This is a genomic window from Spirillospora sp. NPDC029432, assembly GCF_040703975.1.
Taxonomy (GTDB): domain Bacteria; phylum Actinomycetota; class Actinomycetes; order Streptosporangiales; family Streptosporangiaceae; genus Spirillospora.
Map to the genome: position 1 here is coordinate 153271 of NZ_JBEZWH010000012.1, position 17114 is coordinate 170384.

Consider the following 17114-nt stretch of genomic DNA (forward strand, 5'->3'; position numbering starts at 1 on the left):
CGGCGGCCCGGCCCGAGCGGGGGCGGGCCGGCGCCGCCGCCCCGGGACGCCGGCCGCGCGCCCGGTCACGCCGGGCGGCGGTCGAGGGAGTCCTCGGCGGCGTCCCGGGACTCCGCGGTGCCCTCTGAGACCTCTGCGCCCCCGGTGTCCCCGCTGTCCCCGGAATCCTCGGTGTCCTCGGTGAGGAAGCCGCCGGACTGGTGGTGCCAGAGCCGGGCGTAGGGGCCCCCGGCCTTGAGAAGCTCCCGGTGGGGGCCCTGTTCGAGGACGCGGCCACGGTCGAGGACGATCAGCCGGTCCATCCGGACGACCGTGCTCAGCCGGTGCGCGACGACCAGGGCGGTGCGGTCGCGCATCAGGTGCCACAGCGCCTCCTGGACGAGCAGCTCGCTCTCGGAGTCCAGGGCGCTGGTCGCCTCGTCGAGCAGCAGGACCGGGGCGTCCCGGAGGATGGCGCGGGCGAGCGCGACGCGCTGCCGCTGGCCGCCGGACAGCTTGACGCCCCGCTCGCCGACCAGCGTGCCGAAGCCGTCCGGAAGGCCCTCGGCGAACTCGGTGACGTGCGCCGCCCGCGCGGCCCGCAGCACGTCGGCCTCGGTGGCGCCGGGCCTGGCGAAGGCGATGTTGTCGTACACCGACCGGTGGAACATCGCGGGCTCCTGCGGAACGTACGCGATCAGGCCGCGCAGGTCGCGCTGGCGCAGCCGGGCGATGTCCTGGCCGCCGATGAGGACGCGGCCGCCGTCGACGTCCATGAGCCGCAGCAGCAGCCGGGTGAGGGTGGTCTTGCCGCCGCCGGACCGGCCCACCAGGCCGACCCTGGCACCGCTGGGGATCTCCAGGTCCAGCCCGTCGAACAGGGGCGCGCCGCCGCCGTGCGCGAAGCGCACCCGCTCGAAGCGGACCGCCGCGCCGTCCGGGCGCAGCGGCTCCGGATCGGGTGGGTCCACGACGGTCGGCGGCTCCAGGAGCAGCTCGGTGTACTGCGCGGCCTCGGTCAGCGTGCTCTCCAGGCGCCGGTAGACCTGGTTGAACTCGAACATGATCCGGGTCGCGTTGGTGTAGTACGAGAACGTCACCACGATGGCCTCCACCCCGAGCCCGCCGCGCAGCGCGACCGCGGCGAGCAGTCCCAGCGCGCTGGTCAGGATGGACATCGGCGCCACGATCATGTCGACCCGGAGGTTGGCGTAGTCCCAGGACCGCAGCGACAGCCGGGCCTGCTCGGCGATCCGGCCGCGGAACTCGGCGCCCTCCCGCTCCTCGGCGGCGAACGCGCGGACCGTCTCCATGTTGGTCATCACGTCGGCGACATGGCCCGACACCCGCACCTTGGCGGCCTCGCGCTCGTCCACCAGCGCCTGCCGGCGGCGGATGAACGGCGCGATGAGGAACCCGGTGACGATGATCAGCCCCACCAGCACGAGGACCAGCACCGGGTGGTACCGCCACAGGACCACCGAGGCGAAGGCCAGCGGGACCACGTTCGCGATGACGGAGAAAGTGAGCGTGTCGGCGAAGCTCTCGAAACCGCCGGAGAAATTCAGTATCCGTTTGGTCAGCGCGCCGGCGAAGTTGTCCTGGAAAAAGGAGGCGTCTTTGGCGAGCAGTTCGTCCATGCCGATGACGCCGAGCCGTTCGACGCCCCGGGCGTCCACCCGGTTGAGGAAGTGGATGCCCGCCCGCCACAGCCCCTCGCCCGCCAGCATCAGCCCGGCGAAGCCGAGGACGTAGGGCATGAGCGCGGCGAGCGTGCCCTCCCCGCCGCCGGCCAGGTGCCCCACCAGGGCGGCGACCATCAGCGGTGTCAGGTAGAACAGGCAGGTGTTGCCGAGCGCCGGCAGGGTCATCGCCGGGACCGAGATCCGCCACTGGCGGCGCAGTATGTCGCAGTAGTGGCTCAGGGCCAGCAGGACCGCCCGTTTCCGGGGCGACCGTTCTTCCCGGGAGCCACCCCGTACACCGAGCACTGGAATCCCCCGCCCTTCCCACGCCGCCGGCCCTCCATGGTGCCCCGGGCCGCCCGCGCAGGCGAATGGTTTTTCATTGGCGATCACGGCAATCGCGCGACATCTCGTAAATTGCGCACATAGGACCGGAAATACTTGCACGTGGCGGCCGTACATGACGCGGGGCCGCGCGGAGCCGGCCGCTTGGAGGGGCGCGATGACCGATGAAGGACCGGCCGGGAACGAGCGGCGGATCGCGGCGGCGGTCGCCGCCGGCGACCCGGTCGACCTCGGCGGCGGCGATCCCGCCCGCCGGACGCTGCGGGGCGGGTGGCTCGGCGAGGTGCTCACCGCGGCACCGCCGGACGGCGGCGGCCGGGTACGGCCGGTCAGGATCCGGGGCGCGCTCATCACCGGCCCGCTGGATCTGGAGGCGTGCACGCTCACCCGCCCCCTGCACCTGGACGGCTGCCGCTTCGACGGCCCGGTGATCCTGGACGACGCCACCGCCCTGACCGTCCGCCTGCGCGGATGCCGGATGCCCGGCCTGCTCGCCCGCGGCCTGCGCACCACCGGCGACCTGGAGATCAACGACGGATCCGCCGTCGAGGGGACCGTCGACCTGCTGGGCGCCGGCATCGGCGGGAAGCTGTCCTTCCGCCGCGCCCGCCTGGCCGATCCCGGCGGCCGTGCCCTGAACGCGGACCGGCTCGTCGTCGAGCAGGGCCTGTTCTGCGGCGGCGGGTTCGCGGCGGAGGGCGAGGTCCGCCTGCTCGGCGCCCGCGTCGGCGGACGCTTCGAGCTGCAGGACGCCCGGCTGTCCAATCCGGGGGCGACGGCGCTCCAGGCGAGCTGGCTCACCGTCGGGCAGCACATGCTGTGCGAGGGCCTCCGCGCAGAGGGGAGGGTGAACGTGTCGGCCGCCCGCATCTCCCACCTCGACATGTCGCGGGCCGTCCTGAACGCCCCGGGCGGCACCGCGCTGGACGGCTACGGCGTCATCGTGGAGCACGACATCCTGTGCCGCGGCCTCAGCGCCCAAGGAGAGGTGAACCTGTCCCGCGTGCAGATCGACGGCCAGCTCCATCTCGACGGGGCGCGCCTGTCGGATCCCGGCGGCCGGGCCCTGAACGCCGACGCGCTCACCACCAGGCAGTCGCTGTTCTGCCGGAACGGCTTCACCGCCGAGGGCGAGGTCCGCGCCATCGGCGCCCGGATCGGCGGGGTCTGCGACCTCACCGGCGCCCGGCTGCACAACCCCGGCGGCCGGGCCGTCTACGCGGTCCGGATCCGCGTCGAGGGCGATCTCCTGTGCCGCAATGGCTTCACCGCCGACGGCCAGATGCAGCTGGGCGGCGCCATCGTGGACGGTCAGCTCGACCTGCGCGACTCCCGGCTGCGCAACCCCGGACGGCAGGCCCTCGATCTGGAGGCGGCCCGGGCCGGCGAGCTGGTCCTGCTGCCCCGCGAGGCCCCGGACGGAGCGGTGAACCTCACCGGCGCGCGCGTCGGGACCCTCCATGACGAGCCGCGGACGTGGCCCGCCGTCCTCCACCTGGACGGCTTCGCGTACGACGCCCTCACCGACGACTCGGCGGACGGCCGGGAACGGCTGCGCTGGCTGGCCCGCGACGGCGGCGGCTACAAGCCCCAGGCGTACGACCAGCTGGCCGCCGCGTACCGGCGGGCCGGGCAGGAGGAGGCGGCGCGCCGGGTCTCCATCGCCAAGCAGCGGCACCGCAGGCAGGTCCTCGGCCTCGGCGGCCGGCTGGCCAACCGGCTGCTGGAGGTGACCGTCGGCTACGGCTACCGGACCCGGCTCGCCGCCGCCTGGCTGGCCGGGCTGCTCGCCGCCGGCACATGGGTGTTCGCCCGCGCGCACCCCGGCGCCATGACGCGGACCAACCCGAACGGGCCCGCCTTCAACGCGTTCGCGTACACGCTGGACGTGCTGCTGCCGGTCGTCGACCTGGGGCAGCAGAAGGCGTGGCAGCCCCAGGGCGCGGCCACGTACTGCACTTGGGTGCTCATCGCCGCCGGGTGGATCCTCACCACGGCCGTGGTGGCGGGCCTCACCGGTGTCGTGAAGCGGAACTGACCGGCCGCCCGCCGGTTCAGGACGCCAGGCCGGTCAGGGCCGGGTCCGGCCCTCGCACGCGGGCGGAGGCGTCGACGACGTCCGCGGCGAAGAGGTCCTCCAGGGCCGTCACGTTCCCCTCCTGCGCGGCGTCGAGGAAGGTGGCCAGGAGTCGCCGGTGCTCGACGGCGTCGATGGGCTCGTGCCGGTCGGTGTTCAGGTGCTTGCGGGCGCGGCTCACCAGCTGGCGGACGTTGGCCGGGCTGAGCTGGATGATCTCGGCGATCTGCTCGTACGGGTAGACGAAGGCCTCGCGGAGGATGTACGCGGCCCGCTGGGCCGGGGTGAGCCTCTCCAGCAGGAGCAGCAGCGCGAACTCGACCGCCTCGCCCCGCTCGGCCCCGGCGGCGGGGTCGGCGCCGGTGTCGATGGGCTCGGGCAGCCAGGGCCCGATGTAGGTCTCGCGGCGGGCGCGGGCGGACCGCGCGGCGTTGATGGACAGCCGCGTCGTGATCAGGGTCAGGAACGCGGCCGGGTTGGCGACGGCCGAGCGCTCGGCGCCCTGCCAGCGCAGCCACGTCTCCTGGACGATGTCCTCGGCCTCCGCGGAGCTGGCGAGCATCCGGTAGGCGATGCCGAAGAGGCGCGAGCGCACTTCGGTGAAGACGGCGGCGGCCTGGTCGAGGGAACTCGTCTGGTCTCGTGGTCCGGGATGTGCGCTCGCTCGCGATTTCGACGCGATCCTCGCCTCGACCGCCATGGCCCCTCCGTTCGTCCCGCCGGCGGACGCCCGCCGCCGAACACGACTCACTCTCGCCGCGCGAGAACCCGGGTCGCATCAGGGAGAGCCTGGCCCCGGTCCCTAGGGAACGGGGGCCGATCCCTAGGCGACCCCCGGGGGCACCCCAGGGGGTACGGGGCCGACCACGGGGCCAGGGACCTGAGCACGGGGGCCACCTGCGGGGGAAGCCGTACCCGCGCCCCACGCCCAGGCCCACCCCGGCCCGCCGGCGTCGCACGCGCACGGGAGGCGCTTCGAGACCGGGTGTGAGCCAATACGGAACAGCGTTCCCCCGCCTGCACCCCCTCCGCATCCGTGACTCCCTAGCGCGGACTGCGCGTCAGGGGGATGCCCGCTGGGGCGCGGGGATGCGCGGGCGGTGCCCGGAGGGGCGGGCGGTAATACTCTGGGGCGGTGTTCTCGCCTCAAGGTCCGTCCCTGCGCGAGCTGGCGATCCAGGCGCTGTCCTCGGTCGAGCGCGGGTACGACCTGCTCGCGCCGAAGTTCGACCGGACGCCGTTCCGTACCCCCGGCGGCGTGCTGGACGCCACCGCCGCCGCGCTGGGCCCGTTCGGCCCGTTCGACCATGGGCTGGACGTGTGCTGCGGGACCGGTGCGGGCATGGGCGTCCTCGAACCGCTCTGCCGGGAGCGGGTCACGGGCGTCGACTTCAGCGCCGGCATGCTCGCGCAGGCGCGGGAGGCGCACCCGGACGCCGCGTGGGTGCGGGCCGACGTCCGCGCGCTGCCGTTCACCCAGGGGTTCGACCTCGCGGTCACGTTCGGTGCGCTGGGACACTTCCTGCCCGCCGAACGGCCCGCGCTCTTCCGCGGTGTGTACCGGGCGCTGCGGCCCGGCGGGCTCTTCGCCTTCCCGATCGGCGCGCCGCCGCCCGTCACGTCGGGCCTGTACTGGGCGCTGCTCGGGTTCGACGCGGCGATGCGGGTCCGGAACGCCGTGTGGCGCCCTCCGTTCGTCATGTACTACCGCACGTGCCCGCTGGGCGCGGTCCGCGCCGACCTGGCGGCGGCGGGTTTCTCGGTGACCACGGTCCCGCTGGACGGCCTGGGTGAACGCCCGGACGGCAGCCCGCGCCACCGTCTGGTTCTCGCACGCAGGCCGTAGGCCCTCACGGCAGGTCGTCGCGGCCCTGCGCGGGCTTGCGGTTCGTGATGCGAACTATTATCGTTCGTGGCACGAACTTAAACTCTTGAGAGGCAGCACAATGTCCGCACAGGAAGTCGTCTTCGGTTTCGGCGCGCACAGCGGCATCGACGACGCGCCGGCGCTGCTCCGCATGGTCCGGCAGGCCGACCGGGAAGGGCTCGACCACTTCTCGCTGTCCGACCACCCCTACTTCGGCGGGCGCCTGGACGCCTACGCCGCGCTCGGCTTCCTCTTGGGACGCACCGAGCGCATCGCGGGCCTCGCCAACGTCACCAACCTGCCGACCCGGCCCGCGCCCATGCTCGCGCGTACGGTGACGTCGCTGTCGGCGCTGTCGGATGGCCGCGTGGTGCTCGGCATGGGCGCGGGCGGCCTATGGGACCGCATCGCCGACATGGGCGTGCCGCGGTTGTCGCCCGCCGAGGCCGTTGAGGCGTTCGAGGAGGCGATCACCCTGGTCAAGAAGCTGTCGGGCGGGGGCTCGCCGGTGACCTTCGAGGGGCGCCACTACCGGGTGAACGGGATCGAGCCGGCGCCGGTGGCCGCGCCGCCGGTGTGGACCGGGTCGGTCGGGCCGAAGTCGCTCGCCGCGACCGGCCGGGTGGCCGACGGCTGGATCCCCGGCCACGCCGCCGACTGGCTCAGCGAGCGGTACCGGACCTCGCGCCCGGTCATCGACGAGGCGGCGGCGGAGGCGGGCCGCGATCCGCGCGAGATCCGCACGGTCTTCAACCTCCCCGGGCTGATCACCGAGCGGCCGCTGGCCGCCACGCGCGACGAGGACGGCCGCTGGATCGGCGGTTCCGCCGGCCAGTGGATCGAGGAGCTGACCGGTGCCGTCCTGCGGCACGGCGCCGCCGGGTTCACGCTCTTCGCGCCCGACGGCGGCACCCAGGACGCCGCCTCGCTCGGCCGCTGGGCCGCCGAGATCGCCCCCGCCGTGCGCGAGGCGGCCGTGAAGGCGGGCGTCTGACCGCGTCCCGCCCGGAGCGGGCGGCAAGACCGTGACTTGGGCCACACTGCCGGCCGGAGGCGCCCCGGGCGGCGGTGGCCGGACCGCCAGGTCACCGTCCGGACCGGTGGCCGCCGGGGGTCCGGGACGGAAAGTCCGGCCATTGTTTCCGGGGGCGACTGTGCTAAGAAACCGTCGTGGGGACCGCCGCACGGCCGGCGGGACCGCAGGACGCAGGCAGCGTGGCCTGTTCGCGGATCGAGGGTCTTGACGGCGGGCGGCTCCTGCACCGGGACGCCCAGGTGGAGAGGATCTTCATGGGCATGCCCGGGGCTCGGGACGTCGAACAGGTGGTGGACACCGGCCGCTATCCGCTGGCGGAACCGGGCGGCGCCGCCTGGCGCGCTCTGGTGGAGCACACCCGCCGGGAACTGCGGGAAAGCGGATGCAGCGTGCTGCCGGACTTCGTCCGGCCGGAACTCCAGGACGCGCTCCGGGCCGAATGCGCCGCCATCGCGCCGCGGGCGCACTTCGAGGTCGAGACCGTCAACGCCTACAACATCGAGGTGGACGCGTCGCTGCCGGCCGACCATCCCGGCCGCGTCCCGATCGAGCGCGGCAACGCGTTCGTCGCGCGCGACCTCATCCCCGCGGGCCACCTCGTCCAGCGGCTCTACACGAGCCGGCCGTTCCAGCGTTTCGTCGCCGACTGCTTCGGGCTGGACCGCGTGCACGAGCTGGCCGACCCGCTCTCGGGGCTGTGCCTGAACGTCGTCCGCCCCGGCATGGAGCACCCCTGGCACTTCGACACCAACGAGTTCACGGTCAGCATGCTCACGCAGCCGGCCGAGGACGGCGGGATCTTCGAATACTGCCCGAACATCAGGACGGCCGAAGCGGAGAACTTCGCCGACGTGCGCGCCGTCCTGGACGGCCGCGGCGACCGGCTGGTCCGGCGGCTGGAGCTGCGCCCCGGCGACCTCCAGCTCTTCAAGGGCCGCTACTCGCTGCACCGGGTCAGCCCCGTCCGGGGCGGCACCGCCCGGCACACGGCGATCTTCGCCTACAGCGAGCGGCCGGGCGTCATCGGCAGCGTGGCGCGGACCCGGCAGCTGTTCGGCCGCGTGCTGCCCGAGCACCTGGCCGCCGAAGGCCGCGCCGTACGGGTCGACTCCCTCCTCGACTGATCCTCGCGACCACCCAGCGCTCTCCCCCGCTCGTCACGCCGCGACGCCCCGAGAGGAACGAGACCGTGCGCGCCGACACCACCGGCAAGATCTGCCTGGACGACATCTACACCCGGCCCGATCCCCGCGCCTATTTCAGCACCCTCCGCGAACTCGACTACTACATCCCGCAACTCGCCAAGCCGCATTTCCGCGCCCTCATCCGGGAGTACCGCGACGCCACCGGGGTCCGGAACCCGACCGTTCTCGACATCGGCTGCTCGTACGGCATCAACGCCGCCCTGCTGAAGTGCGACGCGACCATGGACGAGCTGTACGAGCGCTACAGCGGCCCCGGCGCCGCCGAGCTGAGCGTGGCCGCACTGCTGGAGCGCGACCGCGAGCTGGTGCGTTCGAGGGCCGGTACGGCCGACGGCGTCCGGTTCATCGGTCTCGACTCCTCCGGCCCGGCCCTCGCGTACGCGACCGGGGCCGGGTTCGTCGACGGCGCCGTCCACGCCGACCTGGAGGAGAACGAGCCGGACCCGGCGCAGCGCGAGCTGCTCGCCGCCGCCGATCTGGTGATCTCCACCGGCTGCGTCGGCTACGTCACCGAGCGGACGCTGGGACGGATCGTCGACGCGGCCCCGGCGGGCCGCCTGCCGTGGATGGCGCATTTCGTGCTGCGGATGTTCCCGTTCGATCCGGTCGAGAAGATCCTGGACGCGGCCGGCTACGAGACCGTCCACCCGGCGGAGACGTTCCGGCAGCGCCGGTTCGCGAACGCCGGCGAGCAGGCGCAGGTGCTGGAGACGCTGTCCGCCGCCGGCGTGGACCCCGGCGGCCCGGAACGCGACGGCTGGCTTTCCGCATGCCTGCACGTATCCCGCCCGGCCGCGCGATGATGGACCGCGGCAGCCCGACAACGCCCACCCGGACCGAGGGACCGTCGAATTGAACAGTAGTCACGAGCCGCCCGCCCGCACCTTCGGCGCCGAGGACGGCCTGCCCCGCGTGCCGCTGCCCGCCCTGGACGACAGCTGCGCCCGGCTGCTCGAATGGTGCGCGCCGCTGCTGGACGAGGCCCAGCTGGCCGAGACGAGGGCGGCGGTGGAGGAGTTCCGGCGCCCCGGCGGGCCCGGCCCCGTCCTGCACGCCGCGCTGGAGCGCTACGACGCGGAAGAGGGCGTGCACAGCTGGCTCGACACGTTCTGGCCGTACCGCTACCTGGGGCGGCGCGACCGGATCGCGCTGAACGCCAACTTCTTCTTCCTCTTCGGCGACGCGCCCGGGACCGGGCAGGCGGAGCGCGCCGCCGGCCTGATCGCCGGGGCGCTGGACCACAAGCTGCGGGTGGACGCCGAGCGCGTCCCGCCGGCGACGCAGCGCGGCCGGCCGCTGTCGATGGTGCAGCAGCGGTTCCTGTTCTCCACCACCCGGATCCCGGGCGAGGTGCAGGACACCGTCCGCGCGCCGTACTCCGAGGAGTGGCCGGGACCGTCCGACGCCCGGCACATCGTGGTGTTCTTCCGGGGGACGATGTTCCGGATGGACGTGCTCTGCCCCGGCGGCCGCCCGTACACGCTGGACGAGCTCGCCGCCGCCCTCCAGACGATCATGAAGTCGGACGCGAGCCCGGACGCGCCGGCCGGGCACCTCACCACCATGGCGCGGGCGGAGTGGGCGCGGGCCCGCCGCGCGCTCATCGAGCACCATCCCCGCAACGCCGCGTCGCTCGACGAGGTGGAGACCGCGCTGTTCTGCGTCTGCCTGGAGGACTTCGTCCCCGCCGGCGAGCACGACGCGTGCGACCACCTGCTGCACGGCGAGAGCGCGAACCGCTGGTTCGACAAGGCGGTCTCGCTGATCGTCTTCGCCGACGGCACGGCGGGCATCAACGTGGAGCACTGCGAGCTGGACGGCACCACCATCCTCGCCTTCGTGGACGCGCTCCTCGGCGCCCCCGCCGAGGAGCTGTCGGCCCGTTCCGGCGCCGTCTCCCAGGGTGAACCGCCCGTCGAGCGCGTCGAGTTCGTGCTGGACGACGAGCTGCGGCGGACCGTGCGCGCCGCGGGCGAGGCGTTCGCGGCGTACGGCGCGGCCACCGCGACCGCGACGGTGTCGTTCGACGACTTCGGCGGCGACCGCGCCAAGAGCCTGCGCGTCTCGCCGGACGCGTTCGTGCAGATGGCCTACCAGCTCGCCCACAAGCGGGCGAAGGGCTTCACCGGCGCCACGTACGAGTCGATCGCGACCCGGCACTTCCGGCACGGCCGTACCGAGGCGATGCGCGTGGTCACGCCCGAGGTGCTGCGCTTCGTGGCGGCGATGGACGATCCCGCCGCCGCTCCGGACGACCGCCGCGCGGCGTTCCGGGCCGCGGCGGAGGCGCACGTGCGGCGGGCGAAGGAGTGCCAGGCCGGGCAGGCGCCGGAGCAGCACCTGTGGGAGCTCCAGCTGATCCAGAAGCGGCGCGGCGCGGAACTCGGCGTCACGGAGGAGCCGCCGCTGTTCGCGTCGCCGGGCTGGCTGGTGATGCGGGACGACTACCTCAGCACCAGCTCCGCGCCGTCCACGAGCATCCGGTTCTTCGGCTTCGGGTCGACGAGCGAGCACTGCATCGGCGTCGCGTACGTGCTGCTGCCGGACCGCTTCAACGTCTACCTGAGCACGCCTCGGCCGGTCGCCGGCGCGATGTACGCGTTCGCCGACCGGCTGCGGGAGGCCGTCGCGGAGCTCCAGGAGCTGCTCTCGGCCGAGTGATCCGGTCCGCCCTCAGCGGGTGAGGGCGGGCTCGATCCAGTCGGCGGAGCGTTCGAGGAGCAGCCGGCCCGCGCCGAGGATGCTGGCGTCCGGGCCCGCCCGGGACGTGGCGATCTCCAGGTTGCGGGTGGCCAGCGGCAGGCAGCGCTCGTAGATGACGCCCCGGATGGTGGCGACGAGCGGCTCGGCGCCCGACAGGCTGCCGCCGATGACGAGCGCGTCGGGGTTGAAGAAGTTCACCAGCGCGGTGAGCACCTCGCCGATGAGGCGGCCCGCGGTGCGCACCGCGCTGGTGGCCTGCGGGACGCCGTCGGCCACCAGGTCGGCGATCTGGCCGGGCTGCCCGACCGCGATGCCCTGCGCGCGCAGCCCCGCCGCGAGCGCGGCGCCGCTCGCGTGCGCCTCCAGGCAGTCGGGGTGGCCGCACGAGCAGTCGGCGCTCGCCTCCGCCAGGATCCGGACGTGGCTGATGTCGCCGGCGGCGCCGCGGCCGCGGTGCAGCCGGCCGGCGACGATGACGCCGCAGCCGATACCGCTGCCCAGCTTGATGACCATGAGGTTGTCGAGGCCGGGCCAGGAGTGGCGGTGCTCGCCGACGGCCATCAGGTTGGCGTCGTTCTCCACCAGCGCCGGAAGGCCGGCGTGCTCGGCGACGAAGTCGCGGACGGGGAAGTCGTTCCAGCCCGGCATGCGGGACGGTGACACGACCTGCCCGGTGTGCGGGTCGACGGGGCCGGGGAGGCCGACGCCGATGCCGCGTGCCGGCACGTCCCCCAGGCCGTGCTCGCGCGCCAGTTCGCGGAGGCTGCCGATGACCGCGGCGAGCGTCCGCTCGGGGCCGACCGAGATGTCGCACGCGAGGTCGGCGAGGGCGAGCGGGGTGCCGGCGAGGTCCACGACGGCGAGCCGGGCGTGGTGCGCGCCGAGGTCGGCGACCAGGAAGACGCCGGCCTCGGGCGCCAGCCGCAGCCGCCGCGGGCGCCGCCCGCCGCGCGACGCGCCCGCGCCCTCCTCGGTGAACAGTCCCGCCTCGATGAGCTGCTCGACGCGCAGCGAGACGCTGGAGGCGGCCAGCCCGGAGAGCCGGGCGAGCTCGGCCCTGGACTCGGCCTGACCGGTCGCCACGAGCCGGACGAGCGCTGCCGGTCCGTCGTCTCTGTTGTTGCGCACCCCGAATGTCTAGCACGACCCACTTCCTCCATCAACACATTGACTTGTTGCGATGTCGGCCCTTATCGTCCTCCTCGACTTCGATTTCGAAGGAAGTTCGAGCAGGGATGGACGAATGATCGAAGTGCGCGGCCTGCACAAGCGGTTCGGCGGCCACACCGCGCTGCGCGACGTGGATCTGGACGTCGCGAAGGGCGAGGTGGTCGTGGTCATCGGCCCGTCCGGATCGGGCAAGTCCACGCTGTGCCGGTGCCTGAACCGGCTGGAGTCGCCGGACGCCGGAACGATCCGCGTGGACGGCGAGCCGCTGCCCGTCGAGGGCCGGGCGCTCGCCCGGCTGCGCGCCGACGTGGGCATGGTGTTCCAGTCGTTCAACCTGTTCCAGCACAAGACCGTCCTGGAGAACCTCACGCTCGCGCCGACGCGGGTGCGCGGCCTGTCCCGTACCGAGGCGGAGCAGCGCGCCCGCGAGCTGCTCGACCGCGTCGGCATCGGCGAGCAGGCGGGCAAGCTGCCCGCGCAGCTGTCGGGCGGGCAGCAGCAGCGCGCGGCGATCGCCCGCGCGCTGGCCATGCGGCCGAAGGCGATGCTGTTCGACGAGCCGACCTCCGCGCTCGACCCCGAGATGGTCGGCGAGGTGCTGGAGGTCATGACCGGGCTCGCCCGCGACGGCATGACCATGGTGGTCGTCACCCACGAGATGGGCTTCGCCCGCAAGGTCGCCGACCGCGTCGTGTTCATGGCCGACGGCGAGGTCGTCGAGAGCGGCGAGCCGGCGGCCTTCTTCGACTCACCCGCGAGCGACCGGGCCCGGGACTTCCTGGCCAAGGTCCTCAGCCACTAGCCGGCCGCCGCCGCGGGGACGCGGCGGCCGGCGGGCGGCATGGCGTACCCGGCAGGTGTCCGCGGTGCGCGACTTCGAGAAAGGTTGATGATCATGGTGCGTACCTCCGCGAGGACGCGGCGGACGGCGGCGACCGCGATCGCGGCGCTGTCGCTGGCGGGCCTGGCCGCCTGCTCCGGCGGCGACGCCGCGGTGCCCGGCGCGGACAAGGGCGAGCAGGACGACCTGCTCGCCGCGGCGCCGGTCGCGTCGAGCCTGCCGGCCGGCTCGACCATGGAGAAGATCAAGCAGCGCGGCGAGCTGATCGTGGGCGGCTCGCTGGACGCCCCGCTGCTGTCGCAGCAGAACCCCGCCACCAAGAAGGTCGAGGGGCTGGACGCCGACTTCGGCCGGCTGCTGGCCAAGTACATCATCGGCAAGCCGAACGTGAAGATCGTCAACTCGGCGTCGGAGACCCGCGAGGCGCTGCTGTCGAACGGCACCGTGGACGTGGTGCTGCAGACGTACAGCATCAACCCCGAGCGCGCCAAGCAGGTCGCGTTCGCGGGCCCGTACTACACGTCCGGCCTGGTCATCGCCACGAAGAAGGACGAGACCGGGATCAAGGCCCCGGCCGACCTCAAGGGCAAGACGGTCATCGCGGGCGCCAACACGCCGGCCATCCCGGCCATCAAGAAGGCCGCCCCGGACGCGAAGATCATCACGTTCGGCAGCGACCCCGAGTGCGTGCAGGCGCTCAAGCAGGGCCGCGGCCAGGCGTACGTGCAGGACGAGGCCGTGCTGCTGGCCACCGCCAAGCAGGACCCGTCCGTCCGGATCCAGGGCCGCCCGTTCACGAGCGACCCGTACGGCATCGGGCTCAAGCACGGCGACACGCAGATGAAGCGGTTCGTCAACGACTGGCTCAAGCAGATCCAGGCGTCCGGCCTCTGGGCGAAGGTCTGGAAGAACTCGATCGGCACGGTCGCGGAGGGCGCGGCGCCGCAGCCGCCCGCGATCGGTTCCGCGCCGGGCTCGGAGTGAACGGGACCCCAGTGGACGGGACCCTGGTGACGAGGGCGTCATGAACGTCATCACCGACCATCTCGCGGAGTTCGGCGAGGGCCTGCGGCTGACCGTCGTGCTCACGCTGCTCTCCCTCGCGGGCGCGCTCGCGGCCGGCGTGATCGTGGCCGCGATGCGCGTCAGCCCGGTACGGGTGCTGCGCGCGGCGGGCATGGCCTACGTCGAGGTGCTGCAGAACATCCCGCTGCTGGTCTGGCTCGTGCTCGCCGTGTTTGGCCTGCCCGAGATCGGGGTCATGGCCGGGCTGTTCACCACCGCGGTCGTGGTCATCGCCCTGTACCAGGGGGCGTACATGGCCGAGGCGATCCGGTCGGGGATCAACGCGGTGCCGGCCGGGCAGGGCGAGGCGGCCCGGGCGCTCGGGCTGACGTTCACGCAGTCGCTGCGGCTGGTGATCCTGCCGCAGGCGCTGCGGACGGTCGTCCAGCCGCTCGGCAACATCGCGATCATGACGCTGATGAACACCGCGCTGGCGGCGGCGGTCGGGCTGGTCGAGCTGACCGCCGCGGCCAACCGGGTGAACCTGGCCGAGGCGCAGCCGATCTGGATCTTCGTCGGCGCGGGCCTGGCCTACATGGCGCTGTCGGCGGTCTTCGGCCTGGTGACGGGCACGCTCGAACGGAAGCTGGCGATCCTGCGGTGAAGACCGGAAGCAAGCAGACCACCGGAAGCAGGCGGCCGGGATCGGCGCGGCTGCTGTTCGACGAGCCGGGCCCGCGGGCGCGGACCCGCATCCGCGCCGCGACCGTGCTCACCGTCCTGGCCGGGCTCGCGCTGGCGGCGCTGGCGCTGAAGCAGTTCGGCGACAACGGGCAGCTCGCCGCCGACCGGTGGCGGCCGTTCGGCACCTGGCCGATGTGGCGGTACCTGCTGGAGGGGCTGCGCTCGACCGCGCTGGCCGCGGTGGTCGCGATCGCGCTGTCGATGGCGGCGGGCGTGCTGCTCGCGCTGGGCCGGCTGTCGCCCTCGCGGTGGCTGCGCCTGCCGTGCGCCGCGTACATAGAGGTCGTCCGGACGATCCCGGCGCTCCTGCTGGTGTACGTGGTGCTGTTCGCGCTCCCCCGGTACGGGCTGGACCTGCCGCTGTTCTGGAAGCTGGTCGTCCCGCTGTCGGTGTCGAACGCCGCCGCGTTCGCGGAGATCTTCCGGGCCGGGATCGCGTCGGTGGAGCGCGGCCAGCTGGAGGCGGGCCTCGCGGTCGGCCTGACGCGCGGCCGCGCGATGCGGCTGATCGTGCTGCCGCAGGCGGCGCGGCGGGTGCTGCCGTCGCTGGTCAGCCAGTCCGCCGGGCTGCTGAAGGACACCTCGCTCGGCTACGTCGTCAGCTACGCCGAGCTTCTCTACAGCGGCAAGGTGCTGGCGAACTACAACCACCTGCTCATCCAGACGTACCTGGTGGTCGCGCTGATCTACCTGGTGGTCAACGCGACGCTCGCCAAGGTCGCGCGGACGCTGGAGCAGCGGACCATGGAGGGACGAGATGTACGACGTGCTGGCCGAGGTCGTCCGCAACGGCTTCGCCGAGAGCGTCCACTACGGCAGCGTGGCGGGGCTGGCGCCTGACGGGACGCTCGCGTACGAGCGCGGCGACGTCCGCGCGACCGTGCTGCCGCGGTCGACGACCAAGCCGTTCCAGGCGCTGGCGTGCCTGGCGGCGGGCGCGCCGCTGGCCGGCGAGCGGCTGGCGATCGCGGCGGGCAGCCACACCGGCGAGGACTTCCACGTCGCGGCCGTCGAGGCGATCCTGTCCGATGCCGGCCTGGACACCGGCGCGCTGCGCTGCCCGCCGTCCTGGCCGGAGGACGAGCCCACGAAGGCCGCCTTGATCCGGGCCGGGAAGGGCGAGACGCGCGAGCACATGAACTGCTCGGGCAAGCACGCCGCCATGCTCGCCGCGTGCGCCGCCAACGGGTGGCCGCTGGAGACGTACCTCGATCCCGGGCACCCGTTGCAGCAGGGCGTGCGCGCCGCGCTGGCGGACGGCTCGGGCGAGGCGCCGTCGCCGGTGGCGGTGGACGGGTGCGGCGCGCCGCTGTTCGGGCTCACGCTCGCGGGCCTGGCGCGCGCCGCGCGGTCGCTCGCCCTCGCCGCGAGCGGCCCGTCCCGCGCGGTCGCCGACGCCATGCGGGCCCATCCCGAGTACGTCGGCGGCACCGGGCACGCCAACACCGAGCTGATGCGGGCGCTGCCCGGCTCGGTGGTGAAGGGCGGCGCCGAGGGCGTGCTCATCGCCGCCACCGCCGCCGGCCACGCCGTCGCGGTGAAGGTCATCGACGGCAGCCCCCGCGCCACCACCGCCATCGCGCTGCGCGCGCTCGCCGCGCTCGGCGCCGACACCACCGCCGCGGCGAAGCTGGGGGCCGTCCCGGTCCTGGGCGGCGGCCGCCCGGTGGGCGAGATCCGCATCATCGAAGGGAAGTAAGAAGTAAGTGAGCCTCACCTACGAGATCTGCATCGACAGCGTCGCCGGCGCCATCGCCGCCGAACGGGCCGGCGCCCACCGCGTGGAGCTGTGCGCCGCGCTGTTCGACGGAGGGCTCACCCCTAGTTTGGGCACGGTACGGGCGGCGCTGGCGGCGGTGTCGTCCATCCGGGTGCACGTCATCATCCGCCCGCGCGGCGGCGACTTCATCTTCGACGAGCACGAGATCGCCGCGATGGAGCACGACACCGCGCTGGCCCGCGAGGCCGGGGCGCACGGCGTCGTCATCGGCGCCCTCACCCCGGACGGCGAGATCGACCGGCCCGTCACCGAGCGGCTCATCGCCGCGGCCGGCGGCCTGCCGGTGACGTTCCACCGCGCGTTCGACATGACCGCCGACCCGTACGCGGCCCTGGAGACCCTGGTCGAGCTGGGCGTGGACCGCGTGCTCACGTCCGGGCAGGACGTCAGCGTGCTGGAGGGCGCGCCGCTGATCGCCGACCTGGTCCGGCGCGCGGGCGACCGCATCGTGGTGATGCCGGGCGGCGGCATCACCGCCCGGAACGCCGCCCGGGTGGTGGCCGCCACCGGCGCCCGCGAGATCCACTTCGCCGCGCTGAGCGAGGAGGCGAGCCCGGCGGTGCACCGCAACCCGTACCCGTTCATGGGCGGCGAGCTGCGCCGTCCCGAGTACCAGCGCCTGGTCACCACCTCCGGCGGCATCTCCTCGGTGATCAGCGCCGCGGCCCGGTAGCGCG

15 protein-coding genes are annotated in these 17114 nt (G+C 73.7%); 12 read left to right on the forward strand and 3 right to left on the reverse strand.

Annotation, left to right across the window (positions count from 1 at the left end; all coding sequences use genetic code 11):
- Nucleotides 1–65: 65 nt before the first annotated feature.
- Complete coding sequence (locus AB0881_RS12865; protein WP_366616689.1) at nucleotides 66–1970, reverse strand: ABC transporter ATP-binding protein; 1905 nt, start codon at nucleotides 1968–1970, stop codon at nucleotides 66–68.
- Between the two features lie 196 nt (nucleotides 1971–2166).
- On the opposite strand from AB0881_RS12865, the gene AB0881_RS12870 reads away from it, so the two are divergent.
- Nucleotides 2167–4047 carry a hypothetical protein gene (locus AB0881_RS12870; RefSeq protein ID WP_366616690.1) on the forward strand — a complete coding sequence of 627 codons (1881 nt, stop codon included), beginning with the start codon at nucleotides 2167–2169 and terminating at the stop codon, nucleotides 4045–4047.
- 16 nt (nucleotides 4048–4063) lie between these two features.
- Here the strand turns inward: AB0881_RS12870 and AB0881_RS12875 are convergent, their stop codons facing one another.
- A complete protein-coding gene (locus AB0881_RS12875; RefSeq protein WP_366616692.1) occupies nucleotides 4064–4786 on the reverse strand; it encodes a sigma-70 family RNA polymerase sigma factor in 723 nt (240 codons plus the stop codon).
- Between the two features lie 435 nt (nucleotides 4787–5221).
- Here AB0881_RS12875 and AB0881_RS12880 point away from each other — a divergent pair, with 435 nt between their 5' ends.
- The 5 genes from AB0881_RS12880 to AB0881_RS12900 all read left to right on the forward strand — a co-directional run bounded on the left by AB0881_RS12880 (nucleotide 5222) and on the right by AB0881_RS12900 (nucleotide 10855).
- The gene (locus AB0881_RS12880) at nucleotides 5222–5932 is read left to right on the forward strand and encodes a class I SAM-dependent methyltransferase (RefSeq protein ID WP_366616693.1); all 711 of its coding nucleotides are present in this window, start codon (nucleotides 5222–5224) and stop codon (nucleotides 5930–5932) included.
- A gap of 100 nt (nucleotides 5933–6032) precedes the next feature.
- Nucleotides 6033–6947: an LLM class flavin-dependent oxidoreductase gene (locus AB0881_RS12885; RefSeq protein ID WP_366616695.1), complete on the forward strand. Its 915-nt coding sequence runs from the start codon at nucleotides 6033–6035 to the stop codon at nucleotides 6945–6947.
- A gap of 221 nt (nucleotides 6948–7168) precedes the next feature.
- Nucleotides 7169–8113 carry an arpA protein gene (locus AB0881_RS12890; RefSeq protein WP_366616696.1) on the forward strand — a complete coding sequence of 315 codons (945 nt, stop codon included), beginning with the start codon at nucleotides 7169–7171 and terminating at the stop codon, nucleotides 8111–8113.
- 65 nt (nucleotides 8114–8178) lie between these two features.
- Nucleotides 8179–8997 (forward strand): class I SAM-dependent methyltransferase, encoded by an 819-nt coding sequence (locus tag AB0881_RS12895; RefSeq protein WP_366616698.1) that lies wholly within the window; start codon nucleotides 8179–8181, stop codon nucleotides 8995–8997.
- A gap of 49 nt (nucleotides 8998–9046) precedes the next feature.
- A complete protein-coding gene (locus AB0881_RS12900) occupies nucleotides 9047–10855 on the forward strand; it encodes a choline/carnitine O-acyltransferase (protein ID WP_366616700.1) in 1809 nt (602 codons plus the stop codon).
- Between the two features lie 12 nt (nucleotides 10856–10867).
- Here the strand turns inward: AB0881_RS12900 and AB0881_RS12905 are convergent, their stop codons facing one another.
- Complete coding sequence (locus AB0881_RS12905) at nucleotides 10868–12025, reverse strand: ROK family protein (RefSeq protein WP_366616702.1); 1158 nt, start codon at nucleotides 12023–12025, stop codon at nucleotides 10868–10870.
- A gap of 115 nt (nucleotides 12026–12140) precedes the next feature.
- Here AB0881_RS12905 and AB0881_RS12910 point away from each other — a divergent pair, with 115 nt between their 5' ends.
- From AB0881_RS12910 to AB0881_RS12935, 6 genes are all read left to right on the forward strand, one after another.
- The gene (locus tag AB0881_RS12910; protein WP_366616704.1) at nucleotides 12141–12869 is read left to right on the forward strand and encodes an amino acid ABC transporter ATP-binding protein; all 729 of its coding nucleotides are present in this window, start codon (nucleotides 12141–12143) and stop codon (nucleotides 12867–12869) included.
- A gap of 93 nt (nucleotides 12870–12962) precedes the next feature.
- The gene (locus AB0881_RS12915) at nucleotides 12963–13892 is read left to right on the forward strand and encodes a glutamate ABC transporter substrate-binding protein (RefSeq protein ID WP_366616705.1); all 930 of its coding nucleotides are present in this window, start codon (nucleotides 12963–12965) and stop codon (nucleotides 13890–13892) included.
- A gap of 40 nt (nucleotides 13893–13932) precedes the next feature.
- Nucleotides 13933–14577: an amino acid ABC transporter permease gene (locus AB0881_RS12920; RefSeq protein WP_366616707.1), complete on the forward strand. Its 645-nt coding sequence runs from the start codon at nucleotides 13933–13935 to the stop codon at nucleotides 14575–14577.
- Nucleotides 14574–15497, forward strand: a complete 924-nt coding sequence (locus AB0881_RS12925; protein WP_366616708.1) for an amino acid ABC transporter permease — start codon at nucleotides 14574–14576, stop codon at nucleotides 15495–15497. The genes AB0881_RS12920 and AB0881_RS12925 overlap by 4 nt, the downstream gene beginning before the upstream one ends.
- Entirely contained in the window at nucleotides 15415–16356 is a 942-nt protein-coding gene (locus tag AB0881_RS12930; protein WP_366616710.1) for an asparaginase, read from the forward strand. Before AB0881_RS12925 ends, AB0881_RS12930 begins: the two co-directional genes overlap by 83 nt.
- A gap of 7 nt (nucleotides 16357–16363) precedes the next feature.
- Nucleotides 16364–17110 carry a copper homeostasis protein CutC gene (locus tag AB0881_RS12935; RefSeq protein ID WP_366616712.1) on the forward strand — a complete coding sequence of 249 codons (747 nt, stop codon included), beginning with the start codon at nucleotides 16364–16366 and terminating at the stop codon, nucleotides 17108–17110.
- The last annotated feature ends 4 nt before the right edge of the window (nucleotides 17111–17114 follow it).

Coding starts and splice junctions, on each gene's coding strand:
- AB0881_RS12870 (WP_366616690.1), top strand. CDS start 2,167: ATGACCGATGAAGGACCGGCCGGGAACGAGCGGCGGATCGCGGCGGCG.
- AB0881_RS12875 (WP_366616692.1), bottom strand. CDS start 4,786: ATGGCGGTCGAGGCGAGGATCGCGTCGAAATCGCGAGCGAGCGCACAT.
- AB0881_RS12885 (WP_366616695.1), top strand. CDS start 6,033: ATGTCCGCACAGGAAGTCGTCTTCGGTTTCGGCGCGCACAGCGGCATC.
- AB0881_RS12910 (WP_366616704.1), top strand. CDS start 12,141: ATGATCGAAGTGCGCGGCCTGCACAAGCGGTTCGGCGGCCACACCGCG.
- AB0881_RS12915 (WP_366616705.1), top strand. CDS start 12,963: ATGGTGCGTACCTCCGCGAGGACGCGGCGGACGGCGGCGACCGCGATC.
- AB0881_RS12920 (WP_366616707.1), top strand. CDS start 13,933: ATGAACGTCATCACCGACCATCTCGCGGAGTTCGGCGAGGGCCTGCGG.
- AB0881_RS12930 (WP_366616710.1), top strand. CDS start 15,415: ATGTACGACGTGCTGGCCGAGGTCGTCCGCAACGGCTTCGCCGAGAGC.